Raw genomic sequence first — 18712 nt, 5'->3', positions numbered from 1 at the left:
AAGTCTATGGTCACTGTTCAAAAGGTAGAATCCAAAGCCGATTTAAAACGTTTTGTGAAATTCCCTTTCTCCCTTTACAAAGATTCTCCGTATTGGGTTCCTCCTATCATTAAAGATGAAATGGAATCTTTTGACCCCAACAAGAACCCTGTATTCAAAAATGCGGAGGCTTCCTTTTTCTTGGCATTTAAGGACAATCAGCTTGTAGGTCGTGTGGCTGCCATTATTAATTGGTTGGAAGTGAAAGACCAAGGTTTCCCCAAAATGCGTTTCGGTTGGTTTGATTTTGTTGATGATCTGGAGGTTTCCAAAGCGCTTTTGGACAAAGTGTCTGAAATTGGCAGGAACAACAACCTTCAATTCATGGAGGGCCCTGTAGGATTCTCCAATTTGGACAAGGTAGGTGTACTTACCGAAGGTTTTGATCATATCGGAACTATGATAACTTGGTACAACCACGAATACTATCAATCCCACTATGAAAAACATGGTTTCCGTAAGGAAAAGAATTATTTAGAGAACAAGTTTCTTTTTGCAAGCACTGACCCCAAAATCTTTTACAAAGCCAATTTATTGATAAAAAAGAGGTATGGCTTAAGGGAACTTAACTTTGCGAAAAGTGCCGATATCATGCCATGGGTAGACAAAATGTTCGATTTGTTCAACGAGACCTATTCCAAGTTGTCTTCCTTTGTCAAGATTACTGATGTTCAGAAAGAGTACTTCAAAAAGAAATATATCAGTTTCATCAATCCGGAATATATCAAGTTTGTTGTGGATTCGAACAACGAGATAGTTGCGTTTGCCATTGTAATGCCTTCTTTCTCAAAAGCGCTTCAAAAATCCAAGGGGAAACTCCTCCCAACGGGAATTTTTCACCTATTGAAAGCAAAGAAACATAGTAAGGATGTTATTTTTTATCTCATTGGAATACATCCCGACTATCAAAACAAGGGGGTTACTGCAATAATTTTCAACGAATACTATAAAACCTTTAAGGAAAAAGGTATTGTGAACTGCATAAGAACGCCAGAGTTGGCTGAAAATACCGCAATTCGCCAAATGTGGAAGAGCTTCAACCCTGTAACCCACAAAAAAAGAAGTACATACCGTAAGGATTTATAATAGCTACATTTGAATGCAAGTTGTAGATTCAAATGTTTGCAGAACTTAAACCCCATCTTGAAAGGATACTCGATACTCCCATTTTGGAATATAGCCCCGTACATGGTGGCGACATATCAAAAGCGTATGAAGTATTTACACCAAAGTCTAAATTCTTTGTAAAAACTTCAACGGAACCTTGGGCCGAAGATTTGTTTATTGCAGAAGCCAAAGGGTTGGAACAACTTGGAGCCACTAAAACAATCAAGGTCCCAAAAGTTTACCACTACGGAAGAATAAATGGGAATGGATATTTGGTACTAGAATTCGTTGACCGTAAAAACCCCAATACGGAAGATTTTAGGTTACTCGGACGAAAGTTAGCCGAATTGCACTTGACATCTACTTCTTCGACCTTTGGCGCCAAAGAGAACAATTTTATTGGGCACCTACCCCAAAACAATATAATGAGTGAAAATTGGGCTGAATTCTATGTAGGAATGCGAATCGAATCCCAATTGGAAATAGCAGTGAACAAGGGCCTACTTTCTGAGGAAAGCGTTCCTCCAAAAGAAAAAACTCTGAAAATCTGTAATTCAATTATTGGACCTGTAAAGTCCTCCTTGCTGCACGGTGATTTATGGAGTGGAAACTTTTTAATAGCAAAAGATGGCACTCCCCATCTCATCGACCCCAGTGTGTACCATGGACATTCAGAAGTGGACATTGCCATGAGCCGCTTGTTTGGCGGATTTGACTCTTCTTTCTATAAGGCCTATTATGATATAATGCCAAAACATGACAATCCTCACGAGATTACCGAGATATATCAGCTGTATTACCTATTAGTACATCTCAACTTATTTGGAAACACTTATAGAAATGCGGTTCTATCCATACTGGATAGATATTTTAGATAAGAAGGGAGGCTTAATTTACCTTTATTCGCCCATTGCGGCAGCCACAGCGGCCGAAAGTCTTTTGTAAGTCCCATTTTGAAGTCGATCTCGAATGGCCGAAAAGGCATCCAAGGTCTCCGCTATGTCTTCCATGGTATGAGTAGCTGTAGGAATCATACGCAATAGGATCAATCCTCTAGGAATTACCGGATAAACCACAATGGAACAGAAAATACCATAGTTTTCACGTAAATCCTTTACCAAGGCCATGGCCTCAGGAATACTACCATTCAAATATACTGGAGTAACGCAACTGGTTGTCGTACCAATATCGAAACCACGCTCTTTGAGACCATTTTGAAGCGCATTGACATTTTCCCAAAGTTTGGCCTTAAGTTGGGGCATAGTTCGCAGCATGTCCAACCTTTTCAAAGCACCCTTTACATAAATCATGGGTAAAGATTTGGCAAACATCTGCGACCGAAGATTGTATTTTAAGAATTCAATGATTTCTTTGTCGGCGGCAACAAAAGCCCCGATTCCTGCCATCGACTTGGCAAAGGTGGCCAAATAAACATCGATATTATCTTGAATCCCTTGCTCCTCGCCAGCTCCTGCACCAGTTTTGCCCAAAGTTCCAAATCCATGTGCATCATCCACAAGTAATCGAAACTTGAACTTGTCCTTTAAAGCAACAATTTCCTTTAATATACCTTGCTCGCCACGCATTCCAAAAACTCCCTCGGATATTACCAGGATTCCTCCACCTGTTTCCTGGGCCATTTTTGTTGCGCGCTCGAGGTTTTTCTCTAGACTTTCCACATCATTGTGCTTGAAAGTGAAGCGTTTGCCGACATGCAATCGAACTCCATCAATAATACAAGCATGGCAATCTACATCATACACAATGATATCATCTTTGGATACAAGGGCGTCGATAACCGACATAAATCCTTGATATCCAAAATTCAATAAATAAGATGCTTCTTTGCTAACAAAGGAGGCCAGTTCCTGCTCCAATTGTTCATGATAATCAGTATGTCCGCTCATCATACGCGCGCCCATGGGATAGGCTGAACCATGTTCATAGGCGGCGTCGCCATCCACTTTTTTGATTTCTGGTAGATTTGCCATCCCCAAATAATCATTGATGCTCCATGTAATCACATCTTTCCCTTGGAACTTCATCCGATTGGAAATAGGCCCTTCCAACTTTGGAAAAACAAAATACCCCTCAGCTTGTGAAGCCCATTTTCCCAAAGGCCCCTTATTCTCAATGATTCTATCAAATAAGTCTCTCATCTACCTTGAAATTGTTTGAACTGCAAAAATATAGATTTTTGCCAAGCTCACATAATTGAATTGTGCACAAAAAAAACGACAATGAAAGTCATTGTCGTTCAGTTACTTATAAACAAAAATGTGGTTATTTGATATACTCGATGCGTTCAGGAGTTTCAACATTTTTGGTATCGAAAAAGCCCTGATTCTCCATCCATTCGTTGCTGTATACCTTGCTCATGTATCGTGAACCGTGATCGGGGAAAATGGCAATAACATTACTGTTTTCATCAAATTCTTCTTCGGTATTCAACTGATACATCGCTTGAACCACAGCACCTGTGGTGTAGCCACCGAAGATTCCCTCCGTGCATGCTACTTTTCTAGTCATATGTGCGCTATCCGCATCACTTACCTTTATGTAGCGGTCAATACAGTTGAAATCGGTAGCAGATGGGATCAAGTTTTTTCCCAATCCTTCAATACGATATGGGTATATTTCATTATGGTCGAATTCCCCTGTTTCATGATACTTTTTCAAAACAGAGCCATGGGCGTCAACTCCCAAAATCCTCACTTTGGGGTTTTTTTCCTTTAAGTATCGTGCAATACCCGAAATGGTACCTCCTGTTCCGCTACAAGCCACTAAATGTGTGATTTGTCCATTGGTCTGTTCCCAAATCTCAGGACCGGTGGTTCTGTAATGTGCCTCTATGTTGAGTTCATTAAAGTATTGATTGATATAAATGGAGTTATCTGTCTCACTATGTAGTTGTTTGGCAACTTCATAATATGATCTTGGGTCGTTTGCACTTACATGGGCGGGACAAACATATACTTTGGCTCCCATAGAGCGTAGCATATCAATCTTATCTGGAGATGATTTTGAGCTAACTGCCAAAATACATTTGTACCCTTTAACGATGCTTACCATGGCCAGGCTGAACCCCGTATTCCCTGAAGTAGTCTCAATGATGGTACTTCCAGGCTTAAGGAGACCTTTTCGTTCGGCTTCCTCAATAATAAAGGAAGCGATTCTATCTTTAGAGGAATGGCCAGGATTGAACGATTCCAATTTCGCATAGAAGTTTCCAGTGAGGGGGGCCGCAATGTTGTTGAGTTGAACCAGGGGGGTACTTCCAATCAGATCCAGGATATTGCTGTGCGCATTTATCGGTTTCTTCATAACTGGTTTAGATGAGGATTTAAAAATCGACGAATCGAAAATTTAACCGGTGCAAAAATAGCATTTTTTATTTTATAGGGTCTTTCCCTCCAAATCAAGAATAAAGGCATATTCCTTAGCTTTTTCCTTTAAGGATTCAAAACGACCGGAAGCCCCTCCATGGCCTGCATCCATATTCGTATCCAAAAACAATATATTATCGTCTGTTTTTAGATCCCGGAGCTTGGCAACCCATTTGGCGGGCTCCCAATATTGTACCTGTGAATCATGTAAACCGGTGCTCACATAAAGGTTTGGGTATGGTTTGGCCTCTACATTGTCGTAAGGCGAATACGATTTTATATACTTATAGTACTCTTTTTCATTGGGATTGCCCCATTCGTCGTACTCCCCAGTGGTCAGCGGAATGGATTCGTCCAACATGGTGGTGACCACATCCACAAACGGAACGGAGGCAATTACACCGTGGTAGAGCTCTGGTGCCATATTCACAATAGCTCCCATGAGCAGGCCTCCTGCCGAACCTCCACTGGCATAAAGATGTTCTGGGCTCGTATATCGGTTTTCAATCAAAAATCTAGAGCAATCAACAAAATCAGTAAAAGTGTTTTTCTTATTCAAGAGCTTTCCATCATCGTACCAAGGTCTTCCCAGGTATTCTCCACCTCTAACATGTGCAATGGCATAGATGAACCCACGATCCAACAAACTCAAACGGACCGAGGAAAAATAGGGGTCAACCGTACTTCCGTAAGAACCGTATGCGTATTGCAACAAGGGATTTTGTTCATCTAGCTTGGTGTCTTTGTGGTAAACCATGGAAATTGGGATTTGGACTCCATCCCTTGCTGTTGCCCATAGCCTTTGTGTTCGATAATTGGTTTTGTCAAATTTCCCGCCCAAAACCTCTTGCTGCTTGAGTACTTTTTTGGTGTTCTTGGCCAAATCGAATTCGATAATGGCATAAGGAGAACCCATTTCATTGTAATAGTAGCGGAATTTCTCGGTATTAAAATCAAGGTTTACAAAAGGTCCTGCAACATAGGTCTCGCTAGTAAAAGGAAGATAATAGCTCTCGGAATCGTCCCATCGTGAAACTCGTATTTGGTTGAGACCGTTTTCACGCTCCAAGAGGACGTAATAGTCCTTAAATATCTCAAGATCCTCCAAAAGCACGTCTTCTTTGTGCGGAATAAACTCTTGCCAGTCTTTGATGCCCGTTTTGTCCAGAGAAGTACGCATTAATTTAAAGTTGGTCGCGCTGTCTTTATTGGTAAGAATATAAAAGTAGTCTTGATAATGGGCCAAGGAATATTCAATCCCTCTTTCCCTTGGTGCAAACACCTTGAACTCATCATTGGGGTTGTCCGCCTTTATAAATCGATATTCTGAAGTAAGTGTGCTTGTTGAACCAATTACGATGTATTCTTTGGACTTGGTCTTATAAACAAACGTATAAAATGTAGAATCCTTCTCATGAAAAACCAGCTCGTCTTCCTCGCTCGGGGTTCCTAAAACGTGCTTGTAAATCTTGTCTGACCTTAAAGTGACCGGGTCTTTTTTAGTGTAGAATATGGATTTGTTGTCATTGGCCCAAACGGAACTTCCAGTAGTATTCTCGATTTTATCTGGATGTATCTCTCCGGTTTCCAAATCCTTTATTTGGATGTGGTATTGCCTGCGGGAAATGGTATCCAAACCAAATGAGGCAAGTTTGTTATTCGGACTTACAGAAATCCCCCGTAAATGAAAATAATCATGGCCCTCGGCCATTGTATTGCAATTGAACATCACCTCATTGGCGGCCTCCAAAATTTCCTTTCTACGTGAATAAATGGGATATTCCTTCCCAGTCTCATACTTGGTGATATACCAAAATCCGTTCAGTTTATAAGGTACGGAAGCATCATCTTCTTTGATTCTTGACTTCATCTCCTTGAACAATTCTTCCTGAAAAGTCTTGGTATGCGCCGTCATTTGCTCATAATAGGCATTCTCCGCACTTAGGTAATCAATGACCTCTTCATCCTCCCGATTGTTCAACCAATAGTAATTATCGATTCGCACATCCCCGTGGAGTTCCAGCGATTTGGGAATTTTCTTGGCAATGGGTGGTTTTGAATCCATAAATGTGTGGTTTTCCTTTTTACAAGCGGCGACAAAAATAAGGTAGAAAATTGGAATGAAGATATATGTTAACCGAAGCGTCATTGATTTGATTTTAATCTATTTACTACTTTTGAAAACGAATAAAATCGAAGATTATGTTTGGAGACTTCATGGGAATGATGGGAAAGCTCAAAGAAACCCAAGAAAAGGTAAAAGCTACCAAAGAAAGACTCAATACGGTTATGATTGATGAGAGTTCGGCAGATGGCTTGCTAAAGGTCACACTTACTGCCAATAGAGAACTGAAATCACTTACAATCGATAATAGTTTATTGAACGATAGGGAACAGTTGGAGGATTATCTTATCCTAACCCTGAATAAGGCCATTGAAAAAGCGACAAGTGTTCAAGAAGCAGAACTGGGAGCCGTTGCCAAAGAAGGTATGCCCAACATTCCTGGCATGGATTCTCTTTTTAAATAAAGGTTTTTAGGCTATTTGTTTGAGCACATTTAGGGTGTGTTCGTGCATTTCATCAGTATAGTCCAAGTGGGTTACCATTCTTAGCTTACCCTGGCCCATACCAATGATTTCAATATTGTTTTGTACCAGTTTTGCAAGAAATTCTGCCTCTGTGAACATCGAAGCATTGATTTCAAAAATAATAATGTTGGTTTCAATCGGTTCCACTTTTTTGATATAGGACAATTCGCTGAGAACCTCACCAATCTCCTTGGCTTTTTGGTGGTCTTCTGCCAGTCTATCAATATTGTTGTCCAAAGCATAGATACCTGCAGCGGCCAAATACCCGGATTGACGCATGCCCCCACCCAATATTTTTCGTATTCGCAATGCTCTTCCTATCAGTTCTTCATCCCCCACTAAAACAGAACCCACAGGGCAACCCAAACCTTTGCTCAAACAAACGCTTATAGAATCGAAGAGACCCCCATAAGCTTTAGGGTTTTCTTTTTTGGCAACCAGTGCATTCCAAATTCTTGCTCCGTCCAAATGGTAGCCCAATCCATTGGCATCACAAACCTTTCTAATTTTCTTTAATTCTTCAAAGTCCCAGCAGGCCCCACCTCCCTTATTGGTCGTATTCTCAATACAGACCAGGCTTGTCAACGGACTATGATAAAAATCAGGAGGGTTGATGGCTTTTTCCACTTGTTCCGAGGTCATCATTCCCCTGTGTCCATCCACTAACTTACAGGAAACACCACTATTGAAGCTTACACCTCCTCCTTCATAATTGTAAACATGGGCATATTTATCACAAATCAATTGGTCACCTGGTTGAGTGTGCAACTTGATGGCAGTTTGATTTGTCATGGTGCCACTTGGGAAAAACAAAGCGGATTGCATTCCGAAGTAATCCGCTGCTTTTTCCTCAAGTGCATTTACGGTAGGGTCATTCTTAAAAACATCATCTCCCACTTCCGCGGTCATCATTGCCCTCAACATGCCTTGGGAGGGGCGTGTGACTGTATCGCTGATCAAATTAATCTTCATTCGAGAAAAGTGGATTTAGTTCATACAATCCATTCCGATGGGAGAACCATCGGGAATTTTTGGAGAAGCCAAAACCTTAAACTTGGAAGGCTCTTTCGCAAATGCATCAATTCTTCGGACCATTTCTTCAGAAATACCATTTCTTTCGCTTGTCAAAAGGTAGGTTTTTAACTCCTTTAAAGCTTGATATGCCAGAGCATTTACCTGCGGATGCACTTCCTTGTGGGCCGCCAAGTTCATGATATGGTGAAGTATCCTGAAATTGATAGTATTCTGGACCTCTAAATGATATGGTTCCCGCTTTTTGCTTTTAAGGGTCTCTTTCATCAAATTATCCAAAACATCTTGAAGTCCCAATTGGTCCTCATCCAAACTTTTCTGTTGTACCAATCGTGACGCCCTTTCGGGATGCAACAACAATCCCAGAGTCATGTCAGCTGCGGTCTCCGCCGCTGAAAGCGCATCGAACGATACGCCCATTCTACCTTTAAAGGACTCACGGGTTCGGTTATATCCTATCGCCCTAGGCGGGAACAAGTTCATTTTTTCCTTTGGAATGGCGATTTCCTCAGCATCAAGGGTTCTAAGAAGTGTCTGAAGCGCCTTTTCTTGATTTGCAACATTTAAGGAAGCTACAGTACGTTGGCCATCTCCCTTCACTGCATAGTTATAGTCCAATCCGCCAACAAGCTTGGCGGCGGCCTCAGTCTGATATCTATGGAAAAAATATAACGGGACAAAAACGTCCTCCAACACAGAATTGGCCTCTCCATTTCGTATGTTATCCACGGAGAAATTGCGAATGGCTGTTTTTCGAATATCCAAAACCTTCTCCAACTCTTGGAAGGCATTTCTTCCGTTATCCCATAGATGAGCGAATGCATGCGCCCCACCCCTAGGTCGCGCATCTTGATCTGAAATATAGCGAAGGCCATCATCCTGGGCCTTTTTTAAAATTGCATTGAGTCCTGATTTTTCGTCTTCTCCCGAGGGGAAATCGGTATAGGAATACGCGACGGATACCTTGTCCCACTCTCCTATTCCAGTATCATAGGGTTGTGAAAAATCAATAGTGTTCCCAATCAATTCAAACTGCGGATGTGGGTAGTCCATCACCGAGGCCCGGTTGTTGGTACTTGCGGCGAAATTATGCGCAAAACCCAAGGTATGGCCAATTTCATGCGCCGAAAGTTGCCGGATTCTAGCTAGGGCCAACTCCAACATGGGTTGATAATTGTCATCCCTTTCCCCAAAAGGCTTGTTCATTAAGGCCTGCGCTATCATAAAGTCTTGACGAATTCGCAAACTTCCCAAACTTACGTGTCCTTTGATGATTTCTCCGGTTCTTGGGTCGGTAACACTACTTCCATAACTCCAACCTCTTGTAGACCGATGTACCCATTGAATAACATTGTATCGTACATCCAAGGGATCGGCATCTTCAGGCAAAATCTTCAGTTGAAAAGCGTCTTTGTATCCAATTGCCTCAAAGGCCTGATTCCACCATTTCCCACCCTCCATAAGGGCAGAAAGAACAGGCTCCGGTGTGCCATTATCCAAATAGTAAATAATGGGTTCCACAGCTTCGCTCACTTCAGCATTCGGGTTTTTCTTTTCAAGCCTATGACGTCTCACAAAACGTTTCAAGATAGGTTCTTGCACAGGAGTTGCATAATCGTAGTAGGTAAAAGGATAGGATCCACATCGAGGGTCAAATTCCCGTTTTTTATACCCATCATCGGGCAATTCAACAAAGGAGTGGTGTTGCGCAACTGTAACCAAATTTGGATTGGGTGCGACTGACCTGATCCAGTCGCCGGTAGGAGTACCCTTGAAGGTAAGCGTCACATCAAATTCTACATTTTTAGGAAAGGCTTTCGTGCGCTCAAAGGCAAAGGCACTTTTGGAGGTATCCAGGCTGTAGGAGCCTTGCTTTCTACTTTTTAATCTTGATGCGACCCCATGGGCATCGCGCATCAAAAATTCCGTAATGTCAATTAAATAGCGTCCCTTGGCTTCTTCAACAATTGGGAATCCATGTAAAACCGATTTGGCAAAGGCTTGCTCCACGGACTTTCGTTCCAATTCGTTTTTCGTTAGCGCTCTAAATTTTAGATTGGGTTGGACAAGTAATAGTTTGGTGCCCGCTTTTTTAAAGAACACAACTTGCTCATTGCCCAATTGCCCTCTGTCCAATCCGATATCATTGCTTCCAATACCGCTGCTCAAAGAATATACATAGAGAAACTCTTCTTCAAGGTTTTCCACCTCTAAGAAGACCTTATCATTTTTATCATCATAATAATAGTTGAAAAAGCCATTGAATTTTTGATAGTCGGCCGCTTTTTTCAATTCTTGGCCGATGGAAAAATTGAGGCAAAAAAGCGCTGAGAGCAATAATAATTGGATGTGTTTCATTTTCGTGAATCTTGACTTTAAAAATATGTAAATTTAGTTGTCCTGCCGTACCGAAACCTTATTTTTGCTGGAAATTTAATTGTATGGTAAGTACAGATCAACAGAAAGATCTTATCGAACGCCTTGGTGCGTTAAGGAGGTATCTTTGACATTGATGCCAAACTCATTGAAATAGAAAACGAAGAGGAGAAAACCCTATCTCCTGGCTTTTGGGACAATCCACAGCAGGCGCAGGTCCAAATGCAATCCATAAAATCCAAAAAAAAATGGGTGGAAGACTTCAACACCGCCAAAACCTTGATCGGTGATCTAGAGGTGCTTATCGAATTTCAACAAGGCGGTGAAGTCGAAGAAGCCGAGGTTGAATCCCAGTTTGAAAAAGCCCAGTTGGCCATCGAAAACTTGGAGTTCAAAAACATGCTTTCTGATGAGGGGGATGAACTTACCGCTGTTTTGCAGATTACGGCCGGTGCTGGGGGTACCGAAAGTTGTGATTGGGCTGCAATGCTTATGCGGATGTACATTATGTGGAGTGAAAAAAATGGGTATAAAGTCAAGGAGCTCAATTATCAGGATGGGGATGTTGCCGGTATAAAGAACGTCACTCTGGAAATCGAAGGTGAATATGCTTTTGGCTGGCTAAAAGGTGAAAATGGGGTGCATCGTCTGGTACGTATTTCTCCATTTGACAGCAATGCTAAACGCCACACCTCATTTGCCTCGGTTTATGTGTATCCCCTGGTCGATGACTCCATTGAAATTGAAGTAAACCCTTCGGATATTGAAATTACAACAGCTCGGTCTAGCGGAGCGGGTGGTCAAAATGTAAACAAGGTTGAGACGAAGGTTCAGTTGGTTCACAAACCCACTGGAATCCAGATCTCTTGTTCCGATTCACGTTCGCAACATGACAATAGGGCCACGGCCATGAAAATGTTGAAATCGCAGCTCTATGAAATTGAACTTCGAAAAAAACAGGAAGCAAGGGCCGAAATAGAATCCTCTAAAATGAAGATTGAATGGGGGTCGCAAATTAGAAATTACGTAATGCATCCCTATAAATTGGTAAAGGACGTAAGGACTGGAGAAGAAACGGGCAATGTAGATGCTGTAATGGATGGAGAAATCGATGCTTTTTTAAAATCCTATCTCATGATGATGGGTCAAAAAGAGGACTAAAATATATACAGATGTTGAAAATTTATCATAACCCCAGATGCAGAAAGTCTCGAGAAGGGCTTGCCTATCTGCAGGAAAAGGGATTGGACTTTGAAGAGGTGAGGTATTTGGATGAAATTCCCTCTCAAGAAAAGTTGGCACAAGTATTGGGATACCTTGGAATGAAACCCATGGAGTTGGTACGAACCAATGAGGCCGTATGGAAAGAGAAGTACAAGGGGAAAAACCTGAGCGACTCGGAAATCATCAAAGCTATGGTTGAAAATCCAAAGCTTATTGAGCGGCCCATCGTGGTTAATGGAGACAAAGCTGTAGTGGCAAGACCTGCAGAAAGAATCAAAGATATCCTTTAGGTAGGGACACTCATTTGTCAAAGCCTCTATTTGTGAGTATCTTAGAGGCACAATTGACCAGCTTGCATTTAATGAAATAGAAAATGAGAAGACAGACGTTGATTTTATTGGTGGCCATTACTCTTTTTAGTGGTATGGAGACGCTATTTGGGCAAGTAGGTCGGGGTAACCGTTTTGGTAGTCGGTATGGTCGGGGCCAAAGTACGGTTCCGCAAGCACAAAGTGCCCCAAAGCCTCCGGAACCCAAGACTGCGGAAGAATTGGTGGAGGAGCGCATGCCCTCAATATCAGAGGCCTTGGCATTGGATCCTTTCGAAGAGGCAGTAGTTCGGACAACTTTGGTAAAATACGTGCAACAACGTATAGAATTGGGAATATTGGAATTGGAACCCGATAAGATGAAGGAGGAATTGGAAAAAATATCCAAAAATCAGGATGCTGATATTAAAGCGGGGCTTCCTCCAGAAAAATATGAGTCCTATATGGAGCTTCAAAAAAACAACTTTGATACCCGAAAACTGAAGAAGAAAAAGAAAAAGAAATCCAAGAAGGATTAAAATGAAAAGAGGCCCGAAAGGCCTCTTTTTTTATTTGTCAAGTTGAGCCCGTTTGGCCTCACGTCTTTCCTTAAGCATTTCACGCAGGTTTCCTACCAACCAATAGGGGACTACAAAAGTCAACAAGAAAATCATTAACCAAAAACCAATGGTGAGTATGGTCAAGAATGCTAAAAATCCTAAGTATTGGTCGAATTCGAACATTTTTCTGCGTTTTGAGATACAAAGATACCCTGAATTGCATTAAAAAAACAAGTCCAAATAAAAAAATATGTGATAGTGGTTGATCCACATGGTAGAAAAAGTGTTAAGCCCTAACTTTGTATATCTAACACTTTGGATATGGATTATAGAATTGAGAAAGATACCATGGGCGAGGTAAAAGTGCCCTCGGACAAATATTGGGGAGCACAAACCGAACGTTCGCGAAACAATTTTAAAATCGGTCCTGCCGGTTCGATGCCTCTGGATATTGTTTATGGATTTGCTTACCTAAAAAAAGCGGCAGCATATACCAATCATGAGCTCGGAGTGCTATCTGAAGAAAAAAGAGATCTAATTGCCCAAGTATGCGATGAGATTTTGGAGGGCAAGCACGATAGCCAATTCCCCCTAGTCATCTGGCAAACAGGTTCCGGCACCCAAAGCAATATGAATGTAAATGAGGTGATTGCCAATAGGGCCCATGAGCTTTCAGGAAAAAAGATTGGGGAAGGCGAAAAGACCATTACACCAAACGATGATGTGAACAAAAGCCAGTCCTCCAATGATACCTTTCCAACGGGGATGCACATTGGAGCTTATAAGAAAATTGTAGAGGTCACCATTCCAGGTGTGGAACAACTGCGAAATACACTCGATTCAAAAGCCAAAGCCTTTAAGGCTGTGGTTAAAATTGGACGTACTCACCTGATGGATGCCACTCCCCTAACCTTGGGACAGGAATTTTCGGGCTATGTGGCCCAATTGGACCATGGACTAAAAGCCCTTAGAAATACGTTAGATCACTTGAGTGAATTGGCTTTGGGTGGAACAGCAGTAGGAACCGGGCTCAATACGCCCAAGGGTTATGACGTACTTGTAGCAAAATACATTTCGGATTTTACAGGATTACCTTTCAAGACAGCGGCCAATAAATTTGAGGCCCTTGCATCCCATGATGCTATTGTGGAGAGTCATGGGGCATTGAAACAATTGGCTGTTTCCCTAAACAAGATTGCCAATGATATTCGAATGATGGCATCAGGGCCTCGTTCAGGAATTGGAGAAATCATAATCCCTGCCAATGAGCCCGGTAGTTCCATAATGCCTGGCAAAGTTAATCCTACCCAATGTGAAGCCATGACCATGGTTTGCGCACAAGTCATGGGAAATGATGTCGCCATTAGTGTTGGTGGCACTCAGGGTCATTATGAGCTAAACGTATTTAAACCCGTTATGGCGGCCAATATTCTGCAGTCGGCCCAACTATTGGGAGATGCCTGTGTGAGCTTTGATGAAAACTGTGCTTCTGGAATTGAACCCAACCACGAGGTCATCAAAAAACTCTTGAACAATTCCTTGATGCTGGTAACTGCGCTCAACACTAAAATTGGGTACTACAAGGCCGCAGAAATAGCCAATACGGCACATCAGAATGGGACCACTTTACGGGAAGAAGCCATCAATTTGGGATATGTGACGGCGGAAGAGTATGACAGTTGGGTAAAACCTGAAGATATGGTGGGAGGCTTAAAATAGTCTTTCACAACACCCCATTAAAAAAGCCCGACCAAAATGGAACGGGCTTTTTGTGTTTATATGGATAGTGTACTATTTCAGGATGAACTTGGAAGTTCCCAACAACTTCAATTTGTTGTCATAAACATTCACCATGTAGTTTCCTTTTTGGAAATCACTTGCTGGCTTATTGATATAATCACAAACATCCAAAGAACCATTCTCATAATAGAAGTTTGTTCCCTTGCTATACGTAATGCTAGAGCCTTCTTCAGTAGACTTAGAGAAGCTATCTCCCAAAACGTTGCCTTGTGGGTCAAGTACTTCAATGAAGAACTCACGGTCACCCGCCTCAGCGATAACATTATCAGCTACGGTAAAACATACTTTAAACTTATCTGTGGACTTGGCTCTAGAAGTAGAAACCAATTTTCCGTTGTTGCGTTCTCTAACTGCATCAACAGTGAAGGTAGAAAGGCTAAGTGCAGAACCTCTTTCAACAGCATCGGCCAATTGTGTGTTTTGTACTACCAAAGAGTCGCTGAAAACAGCCTGCTTTTCTAGCTCAACAAATGTGCTGTCTCTTTGCATGGCCAACAAAGTGTTTGAAGTAGTCAAAGAATCCACTTGCTTTAAAAGTTCCTCTCTTTCAGCTTTAAGCACACTTACTTGTCTTCTGTAACGAGATAGGGAAGCAATATCAGCTTTCATCCCTTGTACAGAGTCAATATACTTTGCAATATTGTCTCTAGCAGCTACCAATTCCTCATTTGTAGCGTTGCTTTCCAAAATAGCTTTGTCATATTCAGATTTCAAGCTATTCAAATCTTCAACCACCAAATCCTTTTCTTGCTGAAGAGCCGTAGTGGTTTTCTTTTTATCTTGGTAAAGGCTTACTGTATAGATAATGGTTCCTAAAAGTACCACCCCAAGCAGACCTGCTATTACCTTTAACCCGTTGTTACTTTTTGTTTCAGTCATAACTTTCAAATTAATTGATATTGGTTTACGTGTATTTATCAATTGTGTTCGGTGTTATATACGCTAGGGTTTTCATTTTGGATTTTTAATAGTGAAATAAATCTCAAAAAAAATACAGCAATTAGCTGCATATCTTATTTTTAAGGGAATTTGATAAGAAACTGCCATGAAAAAAAGTCACCTATATAGTTTTGTTATTGCCTTTTACTGTACAGGATTAGTAGGAGTACTGGGCCAGGAAAACAAAAAACTGGCCTCAAAAGAAAGCCCATCCATAGAAATTATTCCCGTTGAACATGCCTCTGCGGTTTTAAAATGGAATGAACTCACCATTTACATTGATCCCGTTGGAGAAAAAACCAGTTATGAATCACACGGCATAGCAGATTTGATTCTGATAACGGATATCCATGGAGACCATTTCAGCTTGAAAACCCTTGAAGCTTTGGATACCGGTAAGGCCAAAATAATGGTGCCCCAAGCTGTGGCGGACAAAATGCCGGACGCATTCACGCCCCAAATCGATGTATTGAACAATGGGGATTCAAAAGAGCGCTATGGCATCAAAGTCGAGGCCATACCCATGTACAACTTACGGGAAGAAGCCTTGAAATTTCATGCCAAGGGAAGGGGCAATGGATATGTTTTAATCATGGATGGACAAAGACTTTACTTTTCTGGGGACACCGAGGATATTCCCGAAATGAGAGCCTTACAAGACATTGACAAGGCATTTATTTGTATGAACCTACCCTATACAATGACCGTAGAAAGTGCAGCCAATGCCGTTTTGGAATTTCAACCTAAGGAGGTATACCCATATCATTACAGAGGAAGACCGGATGTAAGCGACGTGGTCAAATTTAAATCGTTGGTTGCCTCAGGAAACAAAAACATACAGGTTATCCAGCTGGATTGGTATCCCAACGATGATTTTTAGGAATTTATACTATTCCTGCAATATCATCGTTAAAGCACTAAGATTAACCCAAATCAATCGAACCATGGCACAAAGAACTTATGCACTGAGCATTCTTGCGTTTTTCTGCGTTGTATTCACTTCACAAGCCAACCGATGTGACAACTTATATGCCAAAGTAGCCTATAGTTTGAACCATGCCAAAAAGGGAATGACTGCTACCAATTTTGAGCATCAAATGTATTTTGCTGAACGGGCTCTGGAGGCTTTGGAAAAATCAAAACAGTACCAAGAAGAGTGTGGTTGCGCAAAATCTGGGGATAAGACCTTGGATGCCATGGAAACTTTGGAAAAAGCCATTGAGCCATATGACTGGGAAGCAGGTCGTTTCTTTACCAAAAAATCCATCGCTCAGATCCATGAATTGATAACCGCTTTGGATGAGTGCACGCAAAATGACCCTGCCGATGTTATTGTTGAGGACAGTGAAGAAACAACAATTGAAAATGAAGCCTACAAGGCTTCTGAAACAGATGATAACACAGAGTTTGAGCAGCAGATGGTCAAGGTTTTTGATGATCACGCCAACGCTCGATTGGATTCTGCTCGGAAGGCCGTGGAAAAATTGGTGCTTCTTTCCAAAACATTGAATCCCCATTCAAATGATAGTGATAATCCCGATGGATTGGTCGCGCATCAAAAGGCCTATCTACAAGAAGCCAAGAAAATCTTGGAACAAGGTCTAGAAGACCTAAATCGCAAGTGATTCTCTAGCGAATAAGCTTTTTGTACTTGATTCTCTTGGGCATGATATCTGCCCCAAGGCGTTTCTTTTTGTTCTCTTCATAGTCTGAAAAAGACCCCTCGAAAAAATAAACCTGCGAATCTCCCTCGAAGGCAAGAATATGGGTGCAAATCCGATCTAGGAACCAACGGTCGTGGGATATGATAACAGCACAACCCGCAAAATTTTCCAAACCTTCTTCCAAAGCGCGTAGGGTATTTACATCCAAATCGTTCGTTGGCTCATCCAGAAGCAACACGTTTCCTTCTTCTTTTAAGGTCATTGCCAAATGAAGCCTGTTTCGTTCCCCTCCAGAGAGCATGTTGACTTTTTTGTTTTGTTCACTTCCGGAGAAATTGAATCGACTGAGATAGGCTCTCGAATTGACTTGACGTCCACCCATATTGATCAGTTCTTGACCGTCGCTAAAGTTTTCCCAGATTGTTTTGTCGGGGTCAATATTCGAATGGCTTTGGTCCACATAGGCCAATTTAGCGGTATCCCCAACAACGAATTCCCCTTTATCGGGAGTCTCTTCTCCCATAATCATTCGGAAAATAGTCGTCTTCCCTGCTCCGTTTGGTCCAATGATGCCTACGATTCCTGCTTGGGGCAAATTAAAGTTCAGATCCTCATAGAGGAGTTTGTCGCCATAAGCTTTGCTCACTCCCTTTGCCTCAATAACATTGGTCCCCAATCGTGGTCCGTTTGGGATGTAGATTTCCAGTTTTTCCTCGAGTTGCTTCTGATCTTGGCTCAATAATTTGTCATAATTCTTCAAACGGGCTTTTTGCTTCGTTTGTCTCCCTTTGGCTCCTTGTCGCACCCAATCCAGCTCTCGCTCCAAGGTTTTCTGACGTTTTGAGGCCTGCTTGCTTTCTTGGGCCAATCGTTTCGCCTTCTGATCTAACCATCCAGAGTAGTTGCCCTTCCAAGGGATACCTTCTCCCCTATCCAATTCCAAAATCCAACCGGCCACATTGTCCAGAAAATAGCGGTCGTGGGTAACTGCAATGACTGTTCCCTTATATTGGGCTAAATGGTGCTCCAACCAATGTACCGATTCCGCATCCAAATGGTTGGTCGGCTCATCCAGCAATAAAACATCAGGTTCTTGCAACAACAATCGACAAAGCGCAACTCTTCTTCGTTCCCCACCTGATAAAACGCCAATCTTTTTGTCAGATTCTGGGGTTCTGAGGGCATCCATGGCGATTTCAAGTTTGGTATCCAATTCCCAAGCATTTGAAGCATCAATCTTGTCTTGCAGACTGGCCTGCTTATCCATAAGCTTCTGCATCTTATCCGCATCTTCATAAACTTCAGGAAGCGCGAACATGTCGTTGATCTTGTTATACTCGTCCAAAATAGCAACGGTTTCGGCCACACCTTCCTTAACCACTTCGAGAACGGTTTTGTTTTCATCCAATTGGGGTTCCTGTTCCAGATAGCCTACAGTATAGCCCGGAGAGAATACTACATCACCTTGATAGTTTTTATCCACTCCCGCAATTATTTTGAGCAAGGTGGATTTTCCTGAGCCATTGAGTCCCAGGATGCCAATTTTCGCTCCGTAGAAGAAACTTAGATATATATTCTTGAGAACTGGGGTATTCGCAGTTTTAAACGTTTTGGTCACCCCGGACATTGAAAAAATGACCTTTTTATCGTCTGACATCCAGCAGTATTTTAGTTAAGAAAAAGGAAAG

At 41.9% G+C, this 18712-nt stretch carries 17 protein-coding genes; 9 read left to right on the top strand and 8 right to left on the bottom strand.

The annotated features are described in order from the left end of the window. Window positions 1-6: 6 nt before the first annotated feature. Window positions 7-1125 carry a GNAT family N-acetyltransferase gene (locus tag EW142_RS02405; protein WP_130609137.1) on the top strand — a complete coding sequence of 373 codons (1119 nt, stop codon included), beginning with the start codon at window positions 7-9 and terminating at the stop codon, window positions 1123-1125. 32 nt (window positions 1126-1157) lie between these two features. After that, window positions 1158-2024, top strand: a complete 867-nt coding sequence (locus EW142_RS02400; protein WP_130609134.1) for a fructosamine kinase family protein — start codon at window positions 1158-1160, stop codon at window positions 2022-2024. Between the two features lie 21 nt (window positions 2025-2045). Here EW142_RS02400 and EW142_RS02395 read toward each other — a convergent pair whose 3' ends face one another. The 3 genes from EW142_RS02395 to EW142_RS02385 all read right to left on the bottom strand — a co-directional run bounded on the left by EW142_RS02395 (window position 2046) and on the right by EW142_RS02385 (window position 6597). After that, the gene (locus EW142_RS02395) at window positions 2046-3305 is read right to left on the bottom strand and encodes a cysteate-C-fatty acyltransferase (RefSeq protein ID WP_130609132.1); all 1260 of its coding nucleotides are present in this window, start codon (window positions 3303-3305) and stop codon (window positions 2046-2048) included. 124 nt (window positions 3306-3429) lie between these two features. Beyond that, on the bottom strand, window positions 3430-4470 hold the full coding sequence (locus EW142_RS02390; RefSeq protein ID WP_130609129.1) for a cysteate synthase: 1041 nt from the start codon (window positions 4468-4470) through the stop codon (window positions 3430-3432). Window positions 4471-4542: 72 nt separating this feature from the next. Further along, entirely contained in the window at window positions 4543-6597 is a 2055-nt protein-coding gene (locus EW142_RS02385; protein ID WP_240740140.1) for a S9 family peptidase, read from the bottom strand. A 137-nt stretch (window positions 6598-6734) separates the two neighbouring features. Here EW142_RS02385 and EW142_RS02380 point away from each other — a divergent pair, with 137 nt between their 5' ends. Next, window positions 6735-7061 (top strand): YbaB/EbfC family nucleoid-associated protein, encoded by a 327-nt coding sequence (locus tag EW142_RS02380; protein ID WP_130609123.1) that lies wholly within the window; start codon window positions 6735-6737, stop codon window positions 7059-7061. Window positions 7062-7067: 6 nt separating this feature from the next. On the opposite strand, the gene EW142_RS02375 is transcribed toward EW142_RS02380, so the two are convergent. Together EW142_RS02375 and EW142_RS02370 are read right to left on the bottom strand one after the other, a co-directional pair. Further along, on the bottom strand, window positions 7068-8093 hold the full coding sequence (locus EW142_RS02375; RefSeq protein ID WP_130609120.1) for a threonine aldolase family protein: 1026 nt from the start codon (window positions 8091-8093) through the stop codon (window positions 7068-7070). 15 nt (window positions 8094-8108) lie between these two features. Then, window positions 8109-10511 carry a zinc-dependent metalloprotease gene (locus EW142_RS02370; protein ID WP_130609117.1) on the bottom strand — a complete coding sequence of 801 codons (2403 nt, stop codon included), beginning with the start codon at window positions 10509-10511 and terminating at the stop codon, window positions 8109-8111. An 83-nt stretch (window positions 10512-10594) separates the two neighbouring features. On the opposite strand from EW142_RS02370, the gene prfB reads away from it, so the two are divergent. From prfB to EW142_RS02355, 3 genes are all read left to right on the top strand, one after another. Further along, a protein-coding gene (prfB, locus tag EW142_RS02365; protein ID WP_130609114.1) for a peptide chain release factor 2 occupies window positions 10595-11690 on the top strand; the annotation gives its coding sequence in 2 pieces (ribosomal slippage) (window positions 10595-10657 and window positions 10659-11690; 1095 coding nt in all). Window positions 11691-11701: 11 nt separating this feature from the next. After that, a complete protein-coding gene (gene arsC, locus EW142_RS02360) occupies window positions 11702-12043 on the top strand; it encodes an arsenate reductase (glutaredoxin) (RefSeq protein ID WP_130609111.1) in 342 nt (113 codons plus the stop codon). Between the two features lie 83 nt (window positions 12044-12126). Next, the gene (locus EW142_RS02355) at window positions 12127-12600 is read left to right on the top strand and encodes a hypothetical protein (RefSeq protein ID WP_130609108.1); all 474 of its coding nucleotides are present in this window, start codon (window positions 12127-12129) and stop codon (window positions 12598-12600) included. Between the two features lie 30 nt (window positions 12601-12630). Here EW142_RS02355 and EW142_RS16650 read toward each other — a convergent pair whose 3' ends face one another. After that, window positions 12631-12804 carry a hypothetical protein gene (locus EW142_RS16650; protein WP_165395207.1) on the bottom strand — a complete coding sequence of 58 codons (174 nt, stop codon included), beginning with the start codon at window positions 12802-12804 and terminating at the stop codon, window positions 12631-12633. Window positions 12805-12942: 138 nt separating this feature from the next. Here EW142_RS16650 and fumC point away from each other — a divergent pair, with 138 nt between their 5' ends. Then, window positions 12943-14340, top strand: a complete 1398-nt coding sequence (gene fumC / locus EW142_RS02350; protein ID WP_130609105.1) for a class II fumarate hydratase — start codon at window positions 12943-12945, stop codon at window positions 14338-14340. 72 nt (window positions 14341-14412) lie between these two features. On the opposite strand, the gene EW142_RS02345 is transcribed toward fumC, so the two are convergent. Then, a complete protein-coding gene (locus tag EW142_RS02345; RefSeq protein WP_130609103.1) occupies window positions 14413-15300 on the bottom strand; it encodes a hypothetical protein in 888 nt (295 codons plus the stop codon). 166 nt (window positions 15301-15466) lie between these two features. On the opposite strand from EW142_RS02345, the gene EW142_RS02340 reads away from it, so the two are divergent. Both EW142_RS02340 and EW142_RS02335 read left to right on the top strand, forming a co-directional pair. Then, window positions 15467-16240 carry an MBL fold metallo-hydrolase gene (locus tag EW142_RS02340; protein WP_130609100.1) on the top strand — a complete coding sequence of 258 codons (774 nt, stop codon included), beginning with the start codon at window positions 15467-15469 and terminating at the stop codon, window positions 16238-16240. 64 nt (window positions 16241-16304) lie between these two features. Beyond that, complete coding sequence (locus EW142_RS02335; RefSeq protein WP_130609098.1) at window positions 16305-16985, top strand: hypothetical protein; 681 nt, start codon at window positions 16305-16307, stop codon at window positions 16983-16985. A 4-nt stretch (window positions 16986-16989) separates the two neighbouring features. Here EW142_RS02335 and ettA read toward each other — a convergent pair whose 3' ends face one another. Beyond that, the gene (gene ettA, locus EW142_RS02330; RefSeq protein ID WP_130609095.1) at window positions 16990-18681 is read right to left on the bottom strand and encodes an energy-dependent translational throttle protein EttA; all 1692 of its coding nucleotides are present in this window, start codon (window positions 18679-18681) and stop codon (window positions 16990-16992) included. Between the last annotated feature and the right edge of the window lie 31 nt (window positions 18682-18712).

It is taken from the genome of Flagellimonas allohymeniacidonis (assembly GCF_004296335.1).
In the GTDB taxonomy this organism is placed as follows: domain Bacteria; phylum Bacteroidota; class Bacteroidia; order Flavobacteriales; family Flavobacteriaceae; genus Flagellimonas; species Flagellimonas allohymeniacidonis.
Note: the sequence above shows the minus strand (reverse complement) of the source record. Positions and strands in the feature narration are given on the sequence as shown.